The sequence below is a fragment of the Salmonella sp. FC25216 genome (genome assembly GCF_057751355.1).
Genome location: NZ_JBDGON010000001.1, coordinates 504183 through 524538, shown reverse-complemented (window position 1 = coordinate 524538; position 20356 = coordinate 504183). Strand labels below are relative to the sequence as shown.

The following is a 20356-nucleotide window of genomic DNA, read 5'->3' as shown; positions in this document are numbered from 1 at the left end:
TTCATGCCGATTCAGGTTCTGCCGCCGCAGCTTGCGAACCAAATCGCCGCTGGCGAAGTGGTGGAACGCCCTGCGTCGGTTGTTAAAGAGCTGGTAGAGAATAGTCTGGATGCCGGCGCCACCCGCGTTGATATCGACATCGAGCGTGGCGGCGCGAAGCTTATTCGTATTCGTGACAATGGCTGCGGCATTAAAAAAGAGGAGCTGGCGCTGGCGCTGGCCCGACATGCCACCAGTAAAATCGCCTCGCTTGACGATCTGGAAGCGATTATGAGTCTGGGATTTCGCGGCGAAGCGTTGGCGAGTATCAGTTCGGTCTCGCGTCTGACGCTAACGTCGCGCACGGCGGAGCAGGCGGAAGCCTGGCAGGCGTATGCGGAAGGGCGCGACATGGACGTGACGGTAAAACCCGCCGCGCACCCGGTCGGCACCACCCTGGAAGTTCTGGATCTCTTTTATAATACGCCCGCCCGGCGCAAATTCATGCGTACCGAAAAAACGGAATTTAATCATATCGATGAGATCATCCGTCGTATTGCATTGGTTCGTTTTGACGTCACTCTTAACCTGTCGCACAACGGCAAATTGGTACGGCAGTATCGCGCTGTTACAAAGGATGGGCAAAAAGAGCGCCGGTTAGGCGCCATCTGCGGCACGCCGTTTCTCGAACAGGCATTGGCGATCGAGTGGCAGCATGGCGATCTGACTCTGCGCGGCTGGGTCGCCGATCCGAATCATAGCACCACGGCGTTAACGGAGATCCAGTACTGCTATGTGAATGGCCGCATGATGCGCGATCGTTTGATCAACCATGCTATTCGCCAGGCCTGTGAAGACAAATTGGGCGCGGACCAACAGCCTGCGTTTGTGCTGTATCTGGAGATTGACCCGCATCAGGTGGATGTCAATGTTCATCCCGCCAAGCACGAAGTGCGCTTTCATCAATCCCGACTGGTGCACGACTTCATCTATCAAGGGGTGCTGAGCGTTCTGCAACAGCAGACGGAAACGACGCTGCCGCTGGAGGACATTGCGCCAGCGCCGCGGCATGTCCCGGAAAACCGTATCGCCGCCGGACGTAACCATTTTGCTGAACCCGCCGTGTCGGCTGCGGCGCGCGAGCCGGCTACACCGCGTTATTCTGGCGGCGCATCGGGCGGTAGCGGCGGGCGTCAGTCCGCTGGCGGCTGGCCTCACGCGCAGCCGGGCTATCAGAAGCAGCAGGGCGAGGTTTATCGCGCGCTTTTACAGACGCCTGCGACGAGCCCAACGCCGGAACCGGTTGCGCCTGCGCTTGACGGACATAGCCAGAGTTTTGGCCGCGTACTGACGATAGTCGGCGGTGACTGCGCGTTACTGGAACATGTGGGGAATATCCAGCTCTTGTCGCTGTCGGTTGCGGAGCGTTGGCTGCGTCAGGCGCAGCTTACGCCGGGTCAAAATCCGGTTTGCGCGCAGCCGCTGCTGATTCCGCTGCGTTTAAAAGTGAGCGCCGATGAAAAAGCCGCGCTGCAAAAAGCCCAACCTTTGCTGGGAGAATTGGGCATTGAATTTCAGTCAGATGCGCAGCATGTGACCATTCGTGCAGTGCCTTTACCCTTACGACAACAAAATTTACAAATCTTGATTCCTGAACTGATAGGCTACCTGGCGCAACAAACTACATTTGCAACGGTCAATATTGCACAGTGGATAGCGCGTAATGTGCAGAGCGAACATCCGCAGTGGTCGATGGCGCAGGCCATATCGCTGCTGGCGGATGTTGAGCGGCTATGTCCGCAACTGGTAAAAGCGCCGCCGGGTGGTCTGTTACAACCTGTTGATTTACATTCGGCGATGAACGCCCTGAAGCATGAATGATGTAAGTAAGGCGAGCCTGCCTAAGGCGATATTTTTGATGGGGCCGACGGCCTCCGGCAAAACGGCACTGGCGATAGAACTGCGTAAAGTTTTGCCAGTAGAGTTGATAAGCGTTGATTCCGCCCTCATTTATCGGGGAATGGATATTGGTACGGCCAAGCCGAATGCCGATGAGCTGAAAGCGGCGCCGCATCGACTGCTGGATATACGCGACCCGTCGCAGGCGTATTCGGCGGCAGATTTTCGCCGTGATGCGTTAGCGCAAATGGCGGAGATCACCTCCGCGGGGCGTATCCCGCTGTTAGTAGGCGGTACCATGCTGTATTTTAAGGCATTGCTTGAAGGGTTATCGCCGTTGCCTTCAGCAGATCCGGAAGTCAGATCCCGGATAGAGCAGCAAGCTGCGGAGCTTGGATGGGAAGCGTTGCACCAGCAACTTCAGGAGATAGATCCGGTTGCCGCCGCGCGAATTCATCCAAATGATCCGCAAAGACTTTCCCGGGCACTGGAAGTTTTTTTCATTTCGGGTAAAACTTTAACGGAGCTAACGCAAACGTCAGGAGACGCGCTACCGTATCAGGTGCATCAGTTCGCTATCGCCCCGGCGAGCCGTGAACTGCTCCATCAGCGCATTGAGCAGCGTTTTCATCAGATGTTGGCTTCAGGTTTTGAAGCAGAAGTCCGGGCGCTTTTTGCCCGAGGAGATTTGCATACGGACTTGCCTTCCATCCGTTGTGTGGGATACCGCCAGATGTGGTCATACATTGAGGGCGAAATTTCATATGATGAAATGGTTTATAGAGGTGTTTGCGCCACGAGACAGTTGGCGAAGCGCCAGATGACCTGGTTGCGCGGTTGGGAAGGGGTGCGCTGGCTTGACAGTGAAAATCCCGATCGAGCGCGAAAAGAAGTATTACAGGTTGTTGGTGCTATCGCAGACTGAATGTGTACAATTGAGACGTATCGTGCGCAATTTTTCAGAATCGAAAGGTTCAAAGTACAAATAAGCATATAAGGAAAAGAGAATGGCTAAGGGGCAATCTTTACAAGATCCGTTCCTGAACGCATTGCGTCGGGAACGTGTTCCAGTTTCTATTTATTTGGTGAATGGTATTAAGCTGCAAGGTCAAATCGAGTCCTTTGATCAGTTCGTGATCCTGTTGAAAAACACGGTCAGCCAGATGGTTTATAAGCACGCGATTTCTACTGTTGTCCCGTCTCGCCCGGTTTCCCATCACAGCAACAATGCCGGTGGCGGCACCAGCAATAACTACCATCACGGTAGCAACGCGCAGGGTTCTACTGCGCAACAGGACAGCGAAGAGACTGAATAAGTTCACGCGCTGTTTATCCATGTCGGGGGCGTCGGATAATCGCCCCCGCTGGTTATTAAGAGGGTTTACGCTTGTTTGACCGTTATGATGCCGGTGAGCAGGCGGTACTGGTACACATCTATTTTTCGCAAGACAAAGATATGGAAGACCTCCAGGAGTTTGAATCTCTGGTCTCTTCCGCCGGTGTCGAAGCAATGCAGGTGATTACCGGTAGCCGTAAAGCACCGCACCCGAAGTACTTTGTAGGTGAAGGTAAGGCAGTTGAAATTGCGGAAGCCGTGAAAGCGACTGGCGCAGCGGTCGTATTGTTTGATCATGCATTGAGTCCAGCCCAGGAGCGAAACCTGGAACGTTTGTGCGAGTGCCGGGTTATCGATCGCACCGGTCTTATCTTAGATATTTTTGCCCAACGTGCGCGAACCCATGAAGGTAAGCTGCAGGTTGAGCTGGCGCAGTTGCGCCATCTGGCTACGCGTCTGGTGCGTGGCTGGACCCACCTTGAACGTCAGAAAGGCGGGATTGGTTTGCGCGGTCCGGGTGAAACCCAGCTCGAAACCGACCGTCGTTTACTGCGTAATCGCATTGTGCAGATTCAGTCGCGCCTGGAGAAAGTTGAGAAGCAACGTGAGCAGGGGCGACAGTCGCGTATCAAGGCCGACGTTCCGACGGTATCGCTGGTGGGCTATACCAACGCCGGAAAATCCACCCTTTTTAATCAGATCACTGAAGCGCGGGTCTACGCGGCAGATCAGCTATTCGCGACGCTGGACCCCACGTTACGTCGTATTGATGTGGCGGATGTCGGTGAAACCGTGCTGGCGGATACGGTAGGTTTTATCCGCCATTTACCGCACGATCTGGTGGCTGCCTTTAAAGCTACCCTGCAGGAGACGCGTCAGGCGACGCTGCTGCTGCATGTGGTCGATGCGGCGGATGTTCGTGTGCAGGAAAACATCGAGGCGGTAAATACCGTTCTTGAAGAGATTGACGCTCACGAAATCCCCACCTTAATGGTGATGAACAAAATCGATATGCTGGACGACTTTGAACCGCGTATCGACAGAGATGAAGAGAATAAACCCATCCGTGTTTGGCTTTCAGCGCAAACCGGCGTGGGAATACCACAGCTTTTTCAGGCTTTGACGGAGCGTCTTTCCGGCGAGGTGGCGCAGCACACGCTGCGTTTGCCGCCGCAGGAAGGGCGTCTGAGAAGCCGGTTTTATCAGCTTCAGGCAATAGAAAAAGAGTGGATGGAGGAAGACGGTAGCGTCAGTCTGCAGGTACGAATGCCGATTGTCGACTGGCGTCGCCTCTGTAAACAAGAACCGGCGTTGATCGAATACGTGATCTAGAGCGGAGTCATTCAGGTCGCATTGAAGCGGTAGCTGAGAGAATCTCAGGAGTTTACAACTGTAAAGTGACTGGGGTGAAAGTAGCAGCCACTCAAGGAGCGGCCTGAGAGATGACGCCTGTAACGGCGGCTCGTCTGAAGCATGGAGTAATTTCGCCTTATCCTCTGGAGTCGAAAGACAACGGGGATCACCGCATAACAAATATGGAGCACAAACATGGCGTGGAATCAGCCCGGTAATAACGGACAGGACCGCGACCCGTGGGGAAGCAGCAAACCTGGCAGCAACTCTGGGGGAAATGGAAACAAAGGTGGCCGCGATCAGGGACCTCCCGATCTGGATGATATCTTCCGTAAGCTGAGTAAAAAACTCGGTGGTTTTGGGGGCGGTAAAGGCACCGGTTCCGGCGGCGGTAGCTCATCGCAAGGCCCGCGTCCGCAACTGGGCGGTCGTATCGTCGCCATTGCCGCGGCGGCAATAGTCATTATCTGGGCAGCCAGCGGCTTCTATACCATTAAAGAAGCCGAGCGCGGCGTTGTGACGCGTTTTGGTAAATTCAGCCATCTGGTAGAGCCAGGCCTGAACTGGAAGCCGACATTTATTGACGACGTCACGCCGGTGAACGTCGAAGCGGTGCGCGAACTGGCGGCGTCAGGCGTGATGCTGACGTCTGATGAAAACGTCGTGCGTGTTGAAATGAACGTGCAATACCGCGTCACCGATCCGCAGAAATATCTGTTTAGCGTGACCAACCCGGACGATAGCCTGCGTCAGGCCACCGACAGCGCGCTGCGCGGCGTCATTGGTAAATACACGATGGATCGCATCCTGACCGAAGGTCGTACCGTTATTCGTAGCGATACCCAACGCGAACTGGAAGAAACCATCAAGCCGTACAACATGGGGATTACCCTGCTGGACGTGAACTTCCAGGCTGCGCGGCCGCCGGAAGAGGTGAAAGCCGCCTTTGACGACGCGATTGCCGCACGTGAAAACGAGCAGCAGTACATTCGTGAAGCGGAAGCGTATACCAACGAAGTTCAGCCGCGCGCCAACGGTCAGGCGCAGCGTATTCTTGAAGAAGCACGCGCGTATAAAACCCAGACTATCCTGGAAGCGCAGGGTGAAGTTGCCCGGTTTGCGAAGATTTTGCCGGAATATAAAGCCGCGCCACAGATTACGCGCGAGCGTCTGTATATTGAAACGATGGAAAAAGTGCTGAGCCATACCCGTAAAGTACTGGTTAACGACAAGAGCGGTAATTTAATGGTGCTGCCGTTAGATCAGATGCTAAAAGGCGGGAATGCGCCGGCGGCAAAGAGCGACAATAGCGCCAGCAACCTGCTGCGCCTGCCGCCGTCCACAAAGTCTAACGCCAGCGGAGCAAGCAACACGTCGTCCTCAAATCAGGGCGATATTATGGACCAACGCCGCGCGAATGCGCAGCGTAACGACTACCAGCGTCAGGGGGAATAACGATGCGTAAGTCAGTTATTGCGATTATCATCATCGTGCTGGTAGTGCTCTACATGTCCGTCTTTGTGGTCAAAGAGGGCGAGCGCGGCATTACGCTGCGTTTTGGTAAAGTTCTGCGTGACGATGAGAACAAACCGTTGGTTTACGCGCCGGGTCTGCACTTTAAGATCCCGTTTATTGAATCAGTGAAAATGCTTGATGCGCGTATCCAGACGATGGATAACCAGGCCGATCGCTTTGTTACCAAAGAGAAGAAAGACCTGATTGTCGACTCCTACATCAAATGGCGTATCAGCGACTTTAGCCGTTACTATCTGGCGACCGGCGGTGGCGATATTTCGCAAGCCGAAGTGCTGTTAAAACGTAAATTCTCGGACCGCTTGCGTTCTGAGATTGGTCGCCTGGACGTAAAAGACATCGTGACCGATTCTCGTGGTCGTCTGACTCTGGAAGTGCGCGACGCGCTGAACTCCGGTTCAGCCGGTACTGACGATGAAGTGGCGACCCCGGCGGCGGATGACGCCATTGCCGAAGCGGCGGAACGCGTCACGGCGGAAACCAAAGGTAAGGTACCAGTCATCAATCCGAACAGTATGGCGGCATTGGGTATCGAAGTGGTCGATGTGCGTATTAAGCAGATCAACCTGCCGACCGAGGTTTCTGAGGCGATTTACAACCGTATGCGCGCCGAGCGTGAAGCGGTAGCGCGTCGTCACCGTTCACAAGGTCAGGAAGAAGCGGAAAAACTGCGTGCGGCGGCTGACTACGAAGTGACGAAAACTCTGGCGGAAGCTGAGCGTCAGGGGCGTATCATGCGTGGTGAAGGCGATGCCGAAGCCGCGAAGCTGTTTGCCGACGCATTCAGCCAGGACCCTGACTTCTACGCGTTCATTCGTAGTCTGCGCGCTTACGAGAATAGCTTCGAAGGTAATCAGGACGTCATGGTGCTGAGCCCGGACAGCGATTTCTTCCGCTACATGAAGACACCGAGTTCGACGACACGCTAAAATAGCGTCAGCGGTTTTAGACCAGCAAAACCACCGCATCCAAAGGATGCCGGTGGTTTTCTTTTATAAGGGCGATAAATGAATTCAACAATCTGGCTGGCGCTTGCTCTGGTATTAGTCCTCGAAGGGCTGGGACCGATGCTATATCCCGGCGCATGGAAAAAAATGGTTTCGGCACTGGCGCAACTGCCGGAAAATGTTTTACGTCGTTTTGGCGGCGGACTTGTGGTTGCGGGAGTTGTAGTCTACTACATGTTGAGGAAAACGATTGGCTGAGCAAAAAGTGGTCGGATTTGCCGCAGATTGAGTGCAAAAAGTGCTGTATATCTGAAAAAGCGATGGTAGAATCCATTTTTAAGCAAACGGTGATTTTGAAAAATGGGTAACAACGTCGTCGTACTGGGCACCCAATGGGGTGACGAAGGTAAAGGAAAGATCGTCGATCTTCTGACTGAACGGGCTAAATATGTTGTACGCTATCAGGGCGGTCACAACGCAGGCCATACTCTCGTAATCAACGGTGAAAAAACCGTCCTCCATCTTATTCCATCAGGTATTCTTCGTGAGAATGTTACCAGCATCATCGGTAACGGCGTCGTGCTGTCTCCGAGCGCGCTGATGAAAGAGATGAAAGAACTGGAAGACCGTGGCATCCCCGTTCGTGAGCGTCTGCTGCTGTCTGAAGCCTGTCCGCTGATCCTTGATTATCACGTTGCGCTGGATAACGCGCGTGAGAAAGCGCGTGGCGCGAAAGCGATCGGCACCACCGGTCGTGGAATCGGGCCTGCTTATGAAGATAAAGTGGCACGTCGCGGTCTGCGTGTTGGTGACCTTTTCGACAAAGAAACCTTCGCTGAAAAACTGAAAGAAGTGATGGAATATCACAACTTCCAGTTGGTTAACTACTACAAAGTTGAAGCGGTTGATTACCAGAAAGTTCTGGATGATACGATGGCTGTTGCCGACATCCTGACTTCTATGGTTGTTGACGTTTCGGACCTGCTCGACCAGGCGCGTCAGCGTGGCGATTTCGTCATGTTTGAAGGTGCGCAGGGTACCCTGCTGGATATCGACCACGGTACTTATCCGTACGTAACTTCTTCTAACACCACTGCAGGTGGCGTGGCGACCGGTTCCGGCCTGGGCCCGCGTTATGTTGATTACGTTCTGGGTATCCTCAAAGCTTACTCCACTCGTGTAGGTGCAGGTCCGTTCCCGACTGAGCTGTTTGATGAAACCGGCGAGTTCCTCTGCAAGCAGGGTAACGAATACGGCGCCACTACCGGTCGTCGTCGTCGTACCGGCTGGCTGGACACCGTTGCCGTTCGTCGTGCGGTACAGTTGAACTCCCTGTCTGGCTTCTGCCTGACCAAACTGGACGTTCTGGATGGCCTGAAAGAGGTGAAACTCTGCGTGGCTTATCGTATGCCGGACGGTCGCGAAGTGACCACTACTCCGCTGGCGGCGGACGACTGGAAAGGCATCGAGCCGATTTACGAAACCATGCCGGGCTGGTCTGAATCCACCTTCGGCGTGAAAGATCGTAGCGGCCTGCCGCAGGCGGCGCTGAACTATATCAAGCGTATCGAAGAACTGACCGGCGTACCGATTGATATTATTTCTACCGGCCCCGATCGTACTGAGACGATGATTCTGCGCGACCCGTTCGACGCGTAATCTTCCTGAGGGCGTGGTTATCCACGCCCTATGTTATCCTTCCCGCCGTTAGCGCCGCGCGTAAGCCCGCGACATTTCCCTGTTTTTAGACGCCAGCAACGCGAAGTTCGTTGGGTATAGCTATGTCCGGTTACGTGGTAGGATAAACGTTGGCATCAAGGCGCCAGAGAGGGAAAGCATGTTGACCATTACCACTGAGAGATTAATTCTACGTCCACAAACCATCGCTGATTTTGCAATATGGTATCCTATGTATGCCGATCCTGAGATATTTCGTCTGGATAATGCGCCTGGATTCACACCAGAAGAGGGATGGAATCGCCTATTAAGGAATGTGGGTCATTGGGCGGCATTCGGTTACGGCATCTTTGCCATTTTCCAGAAATCTGACGGCGCTTTCCTTGGGGAAACGGGGCTGGCTAACTTTCATCGCGGCCTTGATGATAACTTTGCGCGTTGCGCTGAGGCTTCCTGGGTTATTTCACGCCCGGCGCAGGGGCGGGGAATTGCAAAGGAAGCGGCTGTTGCCGCGCATCAGTGGTTTGTGCAGACATTCTCGCCAGCAAAAACGGTCTGTCTGATTGCCAAAAATAACCCTGGCTCGGTCAGCGTTGCTGAACATGTGGATTATCATATTTACGACGAATGTTTATACAAAGGCGCCGAGTGTTTAAAGCTTGCGTGTTTATGGGATAAATCAGTCGGCTCGCCTTGAGATTCGCGCTTTTTTGCTCTTGCGTTTAAATAAATTAGCGGCCTGAGCGCTGGCTGGTTTATCATCAACGATAATGCTCTTTATTGAGCTGGTGTCTGTGTTGGGTGTGTTGGCGCAACATTGATATCCTGAATCATAGAGGCATCCCTATCCGTTTTTCCCAGAGGTTGATGTGCAGTTAACGAGTTTCACCGATTACGGCTTACGTGCGCTAATCTATATGGCGTCGTTACCAGATGGACGAATGACCAGCATTTCTGAGGTGACAGAAGTCTACGGCGTGTCCCGTAATCATATGGTCAAAATTATCAATCAGCTTAGCCGGGCGGGCTTTGTCACCGCCGTTCGGGGAAAAAATGGCGGTATCCGCCTGGGTAAACCGGCTAATACTATTTGTATTGGCGATGTGGTGCGTGAGCTGGAACCCTTATCACTGGTCAACTGTAGCAGCGAATTTTGCCACATCACCCCTGCCTGTCGTCTGAAACAGGCGCTTTCTAAGGCCGTGCAGAGTTTTCTCAAGGAGCTGGATAACTACACGCTTGCCGATTTGGTTGAAGAGAATCAACCGCTTTATAAATTATTACTGGTGGAGTGAAGTAAACTTCATTAGAGATGACAATGGAGGAACCTCAATGTCACATGATCCTTTCCAGGAACGCGAAGCAGAAAAATACGCGAATCCTATCCCGAGCCGGGAATTTATCCTCGAACATTTAACGAAACGTGAAAAACCGGCCAGTCGCGAAGAACTGGCCGTAGAACTGAATATTGAAGGCGAAGAGCAGCTTGAAGCCTTGCGTCGCCGCCTGCGCGCGATGGAGCGCGACGGACAACTGGTCTTTACCCGTCGCCAGTGCTATGCGCTGCCGGAACGCCTCGACTTGGTGAAAGGCACCGTGATCGGTCATCGTGACGGTTACGGTTTCTTACGTGTCGAAGGCCGCAAAGATGATCTGTATCTTTCCAGCGAGCAGATGAAAACCTGTATTCATGGCGACCAGGTGCTGGCGCAGCCGCTGGGCGCCGATCGTAAAGGGCGTCGCGAGGCGCGTATCGTCCGTGTTCTGGTACCGAAAACCAGCCAGATAGTCGGGCGTTATTTTACTGATGCGGGCGTGGGTTTTGTGGTGCCTGACGACAGCCGTCTGAGCTTCGACATTCTTATCCCGCCAGAAGACGTCATGGGCGCGCGGATGGGGTTCGTGGTAGTGGTTGAACTGACCCAACGTCCAACCCGGCGTACCAAAGCGGTAGGGAAAATCGTCGAAGTGCTGGGCGACAATATGGGCACTGGTATGGCGGTTGATATGGCGCTGCGTACCCATGAAATTCCCTACATCTGGCCGCAGGCGGTAGAGCAGCAGGTCGCCGGGCTGAAAGAAGAGGTGCCGGAAGAGGCGAAAGCAGGCCGTGTCGATCTGCGCGATTTACCGCTGGTCACTATTGATGGCGAAGATGCCCGTGACTTCGACGACGCGGTTTACTGTGAGAAAAAACGCGGCGGTGGCTGGCGTTTGTGGGTCGCGATTGCTGACGTGAGCTATTATGTACGGCCGCCAACGCCGCTGGATCGCGAGGCGCGCAATCGCGGCACGTCGGTTTACTTCCCATCACAGGTTGTCCCAATGCTGCCGGAGGTGCTCTCCAACGGCCTGTGCTCGCTGAACCCGCAGGTTGACAGGCTGTGTATGGTCTGTGAAATGACCATCTCGGCGAAGGGGCGGCTGACCGGCTACAAATTCTATGAAGCGGTGATGAGCTCCCATGCGCGTCTGACCTATACCAAAGTCTGGCATATGTTGCAGGGCGACCAGGAACTGCGTGAACAATATGCGCCGTTGGTGAAGCATATTGAAGAGCTGCACAACCTCTACAACGTGCTGGATAAAGCGCGTGAGGAGCGCGGGGGGATCTCATTTGAGAGCGAAGAGGCGAAGTTTATCTTTAACGCCGAGCGTCGCATTGAGCGTATCGAACAGACCCAGCGTAATGACGCGCATAAGCTTATCGAAGAGTGCATGATCATGGCGAATATCTCGGCGGCGCGCTTTGTCGAAAAAGCTAAAGAGCCGGCGCTATTCCGTATTCATGATAAGCCCACTACCGAAGCGATTACCTCATTCCGCTCTGTACTGGCGGAGCTGGGACTGGAGCTTCCGGGCGGAAATAAACCGGAACCGCGCGATTATGCCGAACTGCTTGAATCCATTGCCGACAGGCCGGACGCCGAAATGCTGCAAACTATGCTGCTGCGTTCAATGAAGCAGGCGATTTACGATCCGGAAAACCGCGGGCACTTTGGCCTGGCATTGCAGTCTTATGCGCACTTTACCTCGCCGATTCGCCGCTATCCGGATCTTTCTTTGCACCGCGCCATTAAGTACCTGCTGGCGAAAGAGCAAGGGAACAAGGGCAACACCACAGAAACGGGTGGCTATCACTACTCGATGGAAGAGATGTTGCAGCTCGGTCAGCACTGTTCGATGGCGGAACGCCGCGCTGATGAAGCGACGCGTGATGTCTCCGACTGGCTGAAATGTGACTTTATGCTGGATCAGGTAGGCAACGTCTTTAAGGGCGTGATTGCCAGCGTCACCGGTTTCGGCTTCTTTGTCCGCCTTGACGAACTGTTTATCGATGGGCTGGTACACGTTTCCTCACTGGATAACGATTACTATCGCTTCGATCAGGTAGGGCAACGTCTGATTGGCGAGTCTGGCGGACAGACGTATCGCCTTGGCGACCGGGTCGAGGTACGCGTCGAAGCGGTGAATATGGACGAGCGTAAAATCGACTTTAGCCTCATCTCCAGCGAGCGCGCGCCGCGTAACGTCGGCAAAACGGCGCGTGAAAAAGCGAAAAAAGGCGAAAGTAAAAACGCCGGTAAGCGTCGTCAGGTAGGTAAAAAAGTTAACTTCGAGCCTGATAGCGCCTTCCGCGGCGAGAAAAAAGGTAAGGCAAAGCCGAAAGCGGAGAAAAAAGGCGATAAAAAAGCGAAAAAGCCGTCGGCAAAAACGCTCAAAATCGCCGCGGCTACCAAAGCAAAACGCGCCGCGAAAAAGCAATCCGCGGAGTAAATTTCCCCTTATAAGCCGGGTAAGCGTAGCGCCCCCGGCAAACGTCATGAATGAGAACCATCAATGAGTGAAATGATTTACGGCATCCACGCGGTGCAGGCCCTGTTGGAGCGTGCTCCTGAACGTTTTCAGGATGTCTTTATCCTAAAAGGGCGTGAAGACAAACGCCTGTTGCCGTTGATCCATGCTTTAGAAGCGCAGGGCGTTGTTATTCAGCTGGCAAACCGCCAGTTTCTGGATGAGAAAAGTGAAGGCGCGGTACACCAGGGCATTATCGCCCGTGTGAAACCAGGCCGGCAATATCAGGAAAACGATCTACCGGATCTGATCGCATTACACGATCGCCCCTTTTTGTTGATCCTTGATGGCGTCACCGATCCGCATAATCTTGGCGCCTGTCTGCGCAGCGCCGATGCCGCAGGCGTACATGCGGTAATTGTGCCGAAAGACCGCTCCGCGCAACTCAACGCGACGGCGAAGAAAGTCGCCTGCGGCGCAGCGGAAAGCGTGCCGTTGATCCGCGTCACCAACCTGGCGCGCACGATGCGCATGTTGCAGGAAGAAAATATCTGGATTGTCGGGACGGCGGGCGAGGCTGACCATACGCTGTATCAGAGCAAAATGCCTGGCCGCATGGCGCTGGTCATGGGCGCAGAAGGTGAAGGTATGCGTCGTCTGACCCGTGAGCACTGCGATGAGCTGATCAGCATTCCCATGGCCGGTAGCGTGTCGTCGCTGAATGTCTCTGTTGCGACCGGGATTTGTCTGTTTGAAGCCGTTCGCCAGCGAACCTGATGCTGATATTATTTTTTCAGAAAAAACCATCCATAATCGGATGGTTTTTTTTAATCTTTGGCTGGTAATATAAAAAGCAAAACATACCCTGTAGTTTCTTTTAGTTATAAAGAGATAGGAATATGGTATGGACTCCACGGACGCTGGCGGATGCGTTAAACAACATCGCCGATTTAGATATAGAATATAATAAATCATTCATTAATAATAAAAATGAATGATTATGGCGATTTACCACTGACGGTTTTATTTACCTCGCAACAAATAATTATCGAGACTTATATATGTCCGGCAAATACTATTAGAAATACCGCGGAGTTTAACGTTTTCTTACTTAGAAATCAGAAGGTTTTACCACTGTCTTCGGTCGGTATTACTCGGGTGAAACAGGAAGAATATTATGTCACTTTTGGTGCGTTGTCGTTAAATTCTTCGCTTGACGACGTGACGCTGGAGATCACCACGCTTATAGAAAATGCGTTGGATATCGTTGAAATAACACAAGACTACTTACAGGAATAATACAGGCGGCAGTCAGATTTTTCGCTACTACACCTCTGGCGATGAGTTTCTGCAAATTAACACGACTGGCGGCACGGATGTTGACGACATTGATGACATCAAACTCTTTGTGTACGAGGAAAATTTCGGTATTAACGAGGAACGATACTGGCGTTCAGCCATTGCGCCAGCGGAAATGGGACCGATAACCCTCAACTGGCAAGAACGGCGCTGGCTGGCGGTATTTTTAACTCTGCCTGTATGACATGGTAACGGAAGATCATGGCAAGAAAACGAAAATCCAGAAGCACATCCGGCGTAGGCTATTCGGCAATAAGACGGAAAGCCGAACCGGTTAATCCTTTTGAGCGGAAACGAAATCGCTACACGCCAAAATGCCTGATGCTGCCGCTATTGTGGCGCTTCTTCCCTGACCATCCGAATCTGCTGCCGGCCTGGTTTGAGGGCGAAAAATCGCTCGCAGCGCCTGGCGAAAGCAGTGTACGGAAGCCGATTTATTCGCGGGAAGGCGGTAATGCCACGATTTTCGATGACCGGAAAAATGTTATCGATTATGCCGACAGTGGCTACGCCGATGAGCCGATGATTTACCAGGCGTTTCAGCCTTTGCCGCGCGTTGGCGATAGCGATACGCTGATTGGCAGTTGGATCATTGACGATGAAGCCTCCGGGATGGGGATTCGCGAGGATAATATGCTGATTACCAAAGATACTTCCCGTTTCGTTCCACATTATATTGCCGATTAATCATACTTTTGTGATCTTCCTCCGGCGTCAATGGCGCGGTCATGACCATACTTGACTTCACCGCCATTGAAGGAGGGAGACACCATGTCCTGGCAAACACATACCGTTTTTAATCAACCTGCTCCGCTCAATAACAGTAACTTATTCCTGTCTGATGGCGCGCTGTGTGAAGCGGTTTCCCGGGAAGGCGCGGGATGGGACAGCGACCTTCTCGCCAGCATTGGTCAACAACTGGGAACGGCGGAATCACTGGAACTGGGTCGTCTGGCGAACGCGTATCCTCCTGAGTTGCTGCGTTACGATCCACAGGGACAACGTCTGGATGACGTTCGCTTTCATCCCGCCTGGCATCTGTTGATGCAGGGACTTTGCGCTAATCGGGTACATAATCTGGCCTGGGAGGAGGATGCCAGGGCGGGGAGCTTTGTCGCCCGAGCCGCGCGTTTTGTATTACATGCTCAGGTAGAAGCGGGAACACTCTGTCCTGTCACGATGACTTTTGCCGCGACACCGTTGCTATTGCAAATGCTTCCCGCCACTTTCCATGACTGGCTGGCGCCGCTGCGCAGCGATCGCTACGATTCGCATTTATTACCGGGCGGGCAAAAACGGGGTCTACTCATCGGTATGGGGATGACGGAAAAGCAGGGCGGATCTGACGTGCTCAGTAATACGACCCGCGCGGATCGGCTGGCGGATGGTTCATATCGGTTGGTGGGGCATAAATGGTTTTTCTCTGTGCCGCAAAGCGATGCACACCTGGTGCTGGCGCAGGCAAAAGGAGGTCTATCCTGTTTCTTTGTGCCGCGTTTCCTGCCTGACGGGCAACGGAACTCTGTTCGTCTTGAACGCCTGAAAGATAAACTCGGTAATCGCTCGAATGCCAGCGCCGAAGTTGAGTTTCATGATGCCGTCGGCTGGCTGCTGGGAGAAGAGGGCGAAGGGATTCGGCATATCTTAAAGATGGGCGGTATGACGCGTTTTGACTGCGCGCTTGGGAGTCATGGCTTAATGCGGCGCGCGTTTTCAGTCGCGATTTACCATGCTCATCAGCGTCAGGCTTTTGGTAAGCCGCTGATCGAGCAACCGTTGATGCGACAAACCTTAAGTCGTATGGCGCTATGCCTGGAGGGGCAGACGGCACTTTTGTTTCGGCTGGCGCGCGCCTGGGAGCAACGTCGCGAGGCGAAAGAGGCATTATGGGCGCGATTATTTACGCCAGCGGCGAAATTCGCCATCTGTAAGCAGGGAATCCCTTTTGTGGCTGAGGCGATGGAGGTTCTCGGCGGGATGGGGTATTGCGAAGAGAGCGAACTCCCGCGCCTGTACCGTGAAATGCCGGTGAACAGTATCTGGGAAGGTTCCGGCAATATCATGTGTCTGGATGTACTTCGGGTGCTGACAAAACAACACGGTGTCTATGACGTATTGGGTGAAGTTTTTGCAGAAGTCAAAGGTCAGGATCGCCATTACGACCGCGCGGTACGTCAGCTACAGCAACGTTTACGCAAACCGGACGAAGCAATGGGCAGAGAGATTACGCAGCCGCTTTTCTTGCTGGGATGCGGAGCGGAAATGCTTCGTCATGCATCGCCGCCACTGGCGCAGGCGTGGTGTCAGATGATGCTGGATACACGTGGCGAAATGCCGCTGTCTGCACAGGTACAAAATGATTTATTGTTAAGGGCGACGGGGGGATTGCGGTAGCGTTTTTCTGGTTTCGACCTGGTCCGGATGGGACACGGTGTGCCTGATGATACCTGGTGTCTGGCCTGCAGTACATGCCCATCCTTCAGGCCGGATAAGACCTAGCCGCCCTCCGGAAAATTGCCCGGTGGCGCTGTCGCTTACCGGGCCTTCGGGGGCGTCAATGTGTAGGCCAGATAAGATGCTGGCGTCGCTATCCACGCGGAATCAGGCGTAGAGTATCGCCTGTACGCGCCAGTTATCCGGCTGTTGTTCTTCATACATTTGAATAATCCTGTACCAGGATGCGCCCTGTTCATCGGCTTTCAGGGCGATAATCCGCTCTACATCCTGTGGGTTTCCTGCAACATTACTGACCGATATCAGGCCGATTTCATTCAGACCCGTTACGCAGTCAGCACTGGCGAATTCGGCAGACTGTGCCGTCGTACTCACCAGTCCGGCAGAAAGCAGCAGTGAGGATAAGGCAAGTTCTTGTTTCATCGTCAGCTCCTTATTACATACCCCGCATTTAACAGGACGCTCCATCACGGTAAACCTGTTTGTTTATTGTGCACAGGTAAACGCATAGGGGCGCAAAGCAATGTAAAACTGACTAAAAATCAATCTACTGTTATTGACGATACAAAATGGCTTGTGAATACCACTGTCCGGTTACAACCGTTTCATCAACCATTAAGATAACGTAATAATCGGCTTTCGCAGCGGCGGCTTTCGCTCTGATTTCATCTATTGCATCATCCGGGGAACCCCGAACCAGCGCGCTTACGGTCCCCATCCGCTGTAGTCCTTGCGTTTGATCGCGACGGATTTCCTGCGGGTGATCGGCGACAGGCGGCGCAGGTTGCGGCGTACCTTGCAGCACGCTACACGCGCTTAATAACAGTGCTGCTATTAATGAAGCAAACCGACGCATAACTCTATCTCGTTTCCTGATAACCATAGTGTAATGCCTTATTGATTTCCCTTTAGGGGGAATGTTCCCGAAGTGTTACCTGTCACGCGATTTTCGAATGAAAATGTTGCGAAAGCGTAACCCAGTTCTCAACATTATGAATCATTGCGCTATCCATAAACTTGCGTTAAGTATTTCTCCGTGGCATACCGGATAAAAAGGAGAGAATAATGATAGCGATTGAAACACGACAATTAGACGGGCGCGCCGTACTGCATGCCTTCCCGGAAGGGAAACGCGACGCGCCGCTTCCCTGTGTGGTGTTCTATCATGGTTTCACCTCCTCCAGCCTGGTTTATAGTTATTTTGCCGTTGCCCTGGCGCAGGCCGGATTCCGGGTGGTCATGCCGGATGCGCCGGAACATGGCGCTCGCTTCGGCGGCGACTCACAGGGACGGATACAGCGATTCTGGCAAATTCTGCAACAAAACATGCAGGAATTTACGACGTTACGTGCGGCGATTCTGGCGGAAAACTGGCTGCTTGACGAGCGTCTGGCGGTAGGCGGCGCATCCATGGGCGGTATGACGGCGCTGGGCATTATGACGCGTCACCGTGAGGTAAAATGCGGGGCCAGTTTAATGGGGTCGGGCTATTTTACCGAGCTCGCCCGGACGCTTTTCCCGCCGTTGTCCCCGCAGAACCCGGCACAACAGGCGGAATTTGACAATATCATTGCGCCGCTGCAGGAATGGGAAGTCACACACCAACTGGAACGACTGGCCGACAGGCCGCTTCTGTTGTGGCATGGTCAGGAGGATGACGTGGTGCCTGCTATTGAAACCTTCCGGCTCCAGCAGGCACTCGCCGGAGCGAAGCTGGATAAGCATGTGACCTGTTTGTGGGCCGCAGGCGTGCGGCATCGCATTACGCCAGAAGCGTTGTCGGCGACGGTAGCGTTTTTCCGACAGCATCTTTAAACGCGCAGTATGCTTACGCCCTGGGCTTCAAGCTGTTGCAAAACCTCCGGATTGGCATTTTTGCCGGTAATCAGCATATCGATTTGATCGGCGCGGCTGAATAACATCCCCGCGCGCTCCCCAATTTTACTGCTATCGACCAGAGCGACCAGTTTCCCGACGACGCTGAGCATTTTTTGTTCCGCCATGGCGGTCAGCATATCGGTTTTGTACAGGCCATCTGCGGTTAAGCCCTTTCCGCTGGTAAACATCCAGTGGCCAGCATAGAGACTGTTTTCACTTCCCTGCGGGCTCAGGGTAATCGACTGGCTTTTGTTGTACTGACCGCCCATGATAATCACGCTTTCATGCTCTTGATCGATCAAATAATTCGCCAGCGGCAGATAGTTAGTAATGATCTGTACCGGCTTCCCGCACATTTCGCGCCCCAGCAGGAAGGCGGTAGAGCCGCAGTTAATCACTACGCTTTCACCCGGATTCACCAGTTGTGACGCCGCTTTCGCGATGCGTACTTTTTCATCATGGTTTTGCGCCTGGTGCAGATTCATTGGCGTCCAGCGGGGCCGCTGTTGGGTGATGGCTTCCGCGCCGTTGCGTACTTTTTTAAGTTTACCGCTTTCGTCGAGCTTGTTAATGTCACGGCGCGCTGTCGCCGGGGAGATCCCCAGACGCTCAATCACGTTTTCGACGGTAACAAAGCCAAACTGTGCCAGCATATCCAGCAGTATTTGATGTCTTTGTGCTTCAGTCATGAGCTATTCCGATATAAATTGATTTGAAAAGATGATATTTGAAATAGCCTGAAAATACTAAAGTAAATGGGAAAAAATGCCGGGTAATCCCGGCATGATGTCGGCTCAGAGGAAGGATTTGAACGGTAGATCTGGCTCAATCGTAAAGCAATCGTCAAAACCACGTGGATAATGGTATTCGAAATTGTCTTTATCCAGCGGCCAGGTAAACTTGCCGCCAACCTGCCAGATAAACGGTTTAAAACCATACTTCAGGCGATCTTTTTTCATTTCCCATAGCACGCGGATCTCCTGCGGATCGGCCTGGAAGTTCGACCAGATATCGTGGTGGAACGGGATCACCACTTTGGTATTCAGCGATTCCGCCATGCGTAGAATATCCGCACTGGTCATTTTATCCGTAATACCGCGTGGGTTTTCGCCATAGGAACCGAGCGCGACATCAATTTGATGCTCGTTGCCGTGTTTCGCGTAATAGTTGGAATAGTGAGAATCGCCGCTGTGATAGAGATTGCCGCCCGGCGTTTTAAACAGATAGTTAACCGCGCGTACATCCATGCCGTCCGGCAGTACGCCAGCGGCTTTCTGATCGGCGGGCAGCGTGATTAATGCGGTGCGGTCAAAAGCATCAAGCGCATGAATTTCAATATCTTTCACTTTCACTCTATCGCCCGGTTTTACCACGATGCAGCGTTCTTTCGGGACACCCCATCCGACCCATAAATCCACGCAGGTCTGCGGGCCGATAAACGGAACATCATCGGCGCAATTCTGCATTACGGCAGCCGCCACATTGACATCAATGTGATCGTTATGGTCATGGGTCGCCAGTACGGCGTCAATCTGACGGATAGCGAAAGGATCGAGAACAAACGGTGTGGTGCGCAGATTAGGCTGTAATTTTTTGACGCCAGCCATACGCTGCATCTGATGGCCGGTTTTCATCAGCGGATTACCGTGACTTTGTTTACCAGTACCGCACCAGAAATCGACGCATACGTTAGTGCCGCCTTCAGATTTTAGCCAGATGCCGGTACAGCCCAGCCACCACATGGCGAACGTGCCCGGCGCGACCTGCTCTTGCTCAATCTCTTCATTCAGCCAGCTTCCCCACTCCGGAAACGTGCTCAGAATCCATGATTCACGCGTGATGCTTTGTACTTTACTCATCGCATTTACCTTCATGTTTGTTCAAAATTGCTCAAAGTGTGATTTGTTTTGATTAATCCTGACACTATTTTCTCAAGAAGGCAATGGGCTATTTTTTGGCTTTTTGGGAGAGGATAACGCTGATAGATGAAAAAATTAATCCGATATAGCGTCATGTAGATATATTCATGTTTATGATTTTACTTATTTTAATTAAAAAATAGGTTATCTGTAAGTAAACCATGTATTAAGTGTGCTAATTATTTGCGCGCTACGTCACATTTAATCAAATTCAATCTTGTTGTGAT

18 protein-coding genes and 4 pseudogenes are annotated in these 20356 nt (G+C 52.9%); 18 read left to right on the top strand and 4 right to left on the bottom strand.

From position 1 onward, the window contains the following. The first annotated feature begins 3 nt into the window (after positions 1-3). From mutL to AC3G3F_RS02390, 17 genes and pseudogenes are all read left to right on the top strand, one after another. A complete protein-coding gene (gene mutL, locus AC3G3F_RS02470) occupies positions 4-1860 on the top strand; it encodes a DNA mismatch repair endonuclease MutL (RefSeq protein WP_088734535.1) in 1857 nt (618 codons plus the stop codon). Further along, positions 1853-2803, top strand: a complete 951-nt coding sequence (gene miaA, locus AC3G3F_RS02465) for a tRNA (adenosine(37)-N6)-dimethylallyltransferase MiaA (RefSeq protein WP_023248677.1) — start codon at positions 1853-1855, stop codon at positions 2801-2803. Before mutL ends, miaA begins: the two co-directional genes overlap by 8 nt. An 82-nt stretch (positions 2804-2885) precedes the next feature. Continuing rightward, on the top strand, positions 2886-3194 hold the full coding sequence (gene hfq, locus AC3G3F_RS02460; RefSeq protein WP_001051879.1) for an RNA chaperone Hfq: 309 nt from the start codon (positions 2886-2888) through the stop codon (positions 3192-3194). 71 nt (positions 3195-3265) lie between these two features. Continuing rightward, positions 3266-4546 (top strand): ribosome rescue GTPase HflX, encoded by a 1281-nt coding sequence (hflX, locus tag AC3G3F_RS02455; RefSeq protein ID WP_000460339.1) that lies wholly within the window; start codon positions 3266-3268, stop codon positions 4544-4546. Positions 4547-4762: 216 nt separating this feature from the next. Beyond that, the gene (gene hflK, locus AC3G3F_RS02450) at positions 4763-6022 is read left to right on the top strand and encodes an FtsH protease activity modulator HflK (protein ID WP_000312502.1); all 1260 of its coding nucleotides are present in this window, start codon (positions 4763-4765) and stop codon (positions 6020-6022) included. Between the two features lie 2 nt (positions 6023-6024). Beyond that, on the top strand, positions 6025-7029 hold the full coding sequence (gene hflC / locus AC3G3F_RS02445) for a protease modulator HflC (RefSeq protein WP_001232419.1): 1005 nt from the start codon (positions 6025-6027) through the stop codon (positions 7027-7029). A gap of 78 nt (positions 7030-7107) precedes the next feature. Beyond that, complete coding sequence (locus AC3G3F_RS02440) at positions 7108-7305, top strand: DUF2065 domain-containing protein (RefSeq protein ID WP_001089290.1); 198 nt, start codon at positions 7108-7110, stop codon at positions 7303-7305. A 102-nt stretch (positions 7306-7407) separates the two neighbouring features. Next, positions 7408-8706 carry an adenylosuccinate synthase gene (gene purA, locus AC3G3F_RS02435; RefSeq protein ID WP_023248676.1) on the top strand — a complete coding sequence of 433 codons (1299 nt, stop codon included), beginning with the start codon at positions 7408-7410 and terminating at the stop codon, positions 8704-8706. 178 nt (positions 8707-8884) lie between these two features. After that, positions 8885-9421 (top strand): GNAT family N-acetyltransferase, encoded by a 537-nt coding sequence (locus AC3G3F_RS02430; RefSeq protein ID WP_024149716.1) that lies wholly within the window; start codon positions 8885-8887, stop codon positions 9419-9421. 172 nt (positions 9422-9593) lie between these two features. Beyond that, entirely contained in the window at positions 9594-10019 is a 426-nt protein-coding gene (nsrR, locus tag AC3G3F_RS02425; RefSeq protein WP_001177632.1) for a nitric oxide-sensing transcriptional repressor NsrR, read from the top strand. Positions 10020-10056: 37 nt separating this feature from the next. Continuing rightward, entirely contained in the window at positions 10057-12501 is a 2445-nt protein-coding gene (rnr, locus tag AC3G3F_RS02420) for a ribonuclease R (RefSeq protein ID WP_070803985.1), read from the top strand. 63 nt (positions 12502-12564) lie between these two features. Continuing rightward, entirely contained in the window at positions 12565-13296 is a 732-nt protein-coding gene (gene rlmB, locus AC3G3F_RS02415; protein ID WP_001293263.1) for a 23S rRNA (guanosine(2251)-2'-O)-methyltransferase RlmB, read from the top strand. A 122-nt stretch (positions 13297-13418) separates the two neighbouring features. Beyond that, positions 13419-13818 (top strand): annotated as a pseudogene (locus AC3G3F_RS02410) (YjfI family protein). A gap of 4 nt (positions 13819-13822) precedes the next feature. Continuing rightward, positions 13823-14044, top strand: a pseudogene (locus tag AC3G3F_RS02405) (DUF2491 family protein); the annotation flags it as partial. 35 nt (positions 14045-14079) lie between these two features. Next, positions 14080-14214: pseudogene (locus AC3G3F_RS02400) on the top strand (DUF1190 domain-containing protein); the annotation flags it as partial. After that, a pseudogene (locus AC3G3F_RS02395) lies at positions 14200-14565 on the top strand (glutathionylspermidine synthase family protein); the annotation flags it as partial. The pseudogenes AC3G3F_RS02400 and AC3G3F_RS02395, both read left to right, overlap by 15 nt. 84 nt (positions 14566-14649) lie before the next feature. Beyond that, positions 14650-16272: an isovaleryl-CoA dehydrogenase gene (locus tag AC3G3F_RS02390; protein ID WP_053507686.1), complete on the top strand. Its 1623-nt coding sequence runs from the start codon at positions 14650-14652 to the stop codon at positions 16270-16272. Positions 16273-16479: 207 nt separating this feature from the next. Here AC3G3F_RS02390 and yjfN read toward each other — a convergent pair whose 3' ends face one another. Both yjfN and bsmA read right to left on the bottom strand, forming a co-directional pair. Then, entirely contained in the window at positions 16480-16755 is a 276-nt protein-coding gene (gene yjfN, locus AC3G3F_RS02385; protein ID WP_001664967.1) for a DUF1471 family protease activator YjfN, read from the bottom strand. Between the two features lie 130 nt (positions 16756-16885). Continuing rightward, the gene (gene bsmA, locus AC3G3F_RS02380; RefSeq protein WP_000236760.1) at positions 16886-17215 is read right to left on the bottom strand and encodes a biofilm peroxide resistance protein BsmA; all 330 of its coding nucleotides are present in this window, start codon (positions 17213-17215) and stop codon (positions 16886-16888) included. Between the two features lie 182 nt (positions 17216-17397). Between bsmA and yjfP the strand changes: the two genes are divergently transcribed. Further along, entirely contained in the window at positions 17398-18147 is a 750-nt protein-coding gene (gene yjfP, locus AC3G3F_RS02375) for an esterase (RefSeq protein ID WP_023248669.1), read from the top strand. Here the strand turns inward: yjfP and ulaR are convergent. Continuing rightward, on the bottom strand, positions 18144-18899 hold the full coding sequence (gene ulaR, locus AC3G3F_RS02370; protein WP_053529621.1) for an HTH-type transcriptional regulator UlaR: 756 nt from the start codon (positions 18897-18899) through the stop codon (positions 18144-18146). The two genes, yjfP and ulaR, sit on opposite strands and share 4 nt — an antisense overlap. Before the next feature lie 105 nt (positions 18900-19004). Continuing rightward, a complete protein-coding gene (gene ulaG, locus AC3G3F_RS02365) occupies positions 19005-20069 on the bottom strand; it encodes an L-ascorbate 6-phosphate lactonase (protein ID WP_053507683.1) in 1065 nt (354 codons plus the stop codon). Between the last annotated feature and the right edge of the window lie 287 nt (positions 20070-20356).

Excerpts from the sequence above, each read along its gene's own strand:
- mutL (WP_088734535.1), top strand. The coding sequence starts at position 4 with ATGCCGATTCAGGTTCTGCCGCCGCAGCTTGCGAACCAAATCGCCGCT.
- miaA (WP_023248677.1), top strand. The coding sequence starts at position 1,853 with ATGAATGATGTAAGTAAGGCGAGCCTGCCTAAGGCGATATTTTTGATG.
- hfq (WP_001051879.1), top strand. The coding sequence starts at position 2,886 with ATGGCTAAGGGGCAATCTTTACAAGATCCGTTCCTGAACGCATTGCGT.
- hflK (WP_000312502.1), top strand. The coding sequence starts at position 4,763 with ATGGCGTGGAATCAGCCCGGTAATAACGGACAGGACCGCGACCCGTGG.
- hflC (WP_001232419.1), top strand. The coding sequence starts at position 6,025 with ATGCGTAAGTCAGTTATTGCGATTATCATCATCGTGCTGGTAGTGCTC.
- AC3G3F_RS02440 (WP_001089290.1), top strand. The coding sequence starts at position 7,108 with ATGAATTCAACAATCTGGCTGGCGCTTGCTCTGGTATTAGTCCTCGAA.
- purA (WP_023248676.1), top strand. The coding sequence starts at position 7,408 with ATGGGTAACAACGTCGTCGTACTGGGCACCCAATGGGGTGACGAAGGT.
- AC3G3F_RS02430 (WP_024149716.1), top strand. The coding sequence starts at position 8,885 with ATGTTGACCATTACCACTGAGAGATTAATTCTACGTCCACAAACCATC.
- rnr (WP_070803985.1), top strand. The coding sequence starts at position 10,057 with ATGTCACATGATCCTTTCCAGGAACGCGAAGCAGAAAAATACGCGAAT.
- rlmB (WP_001293263.1), top strand. The coding sequence starts at position 12,565 with ATGAGTGAAATGATTTACGGCATCCACGCGGTGCAGGCCCTGTTGGAG.
- AC3G3F_RS02390 (WP_053507686.1), top strand. The coding sequence starts at position 14,650 with ATGTCCTGGCAAACACATACCGTTTTTAATCAACCTGCTCCGCTCAAT.
- yjfN (WP_001664967.1), bottom strand. The coding sequence starts at position 16,755 with ATGAAACAAGAACTTGCCTTATCCTCACTGCTGCTTTCTGCCGGACTG.
- bsmA (WP_000236760.1), bottom strand. The coding sequence starts at position 17,215 with ATGGTTATCAGGAAACGAGATAGAGTTATGCGTCGGTTTGCTTCATTA.
- yjfP (WP_023248669.1), top strand. The coding sequence starts at position 17,398 with ATGATAGCGATTGAAACACGACAATTAGACGGGCGCGCCGTACTGCAT.
- ulaR (WP_053529621.1), bottom strand. The coding sequence starts at position 18,899 with ATGACTGAAGCACAAAGACATCAAATACTGCTGGATATGCTGGCACAG.
- ulaG (WP_053507683.1), bottom strand. The coding sequence starts at position 20,069 with ATGAGTAAAGTACAAAGCATCACGCGTGAATCATGGATTCTGAGCACG.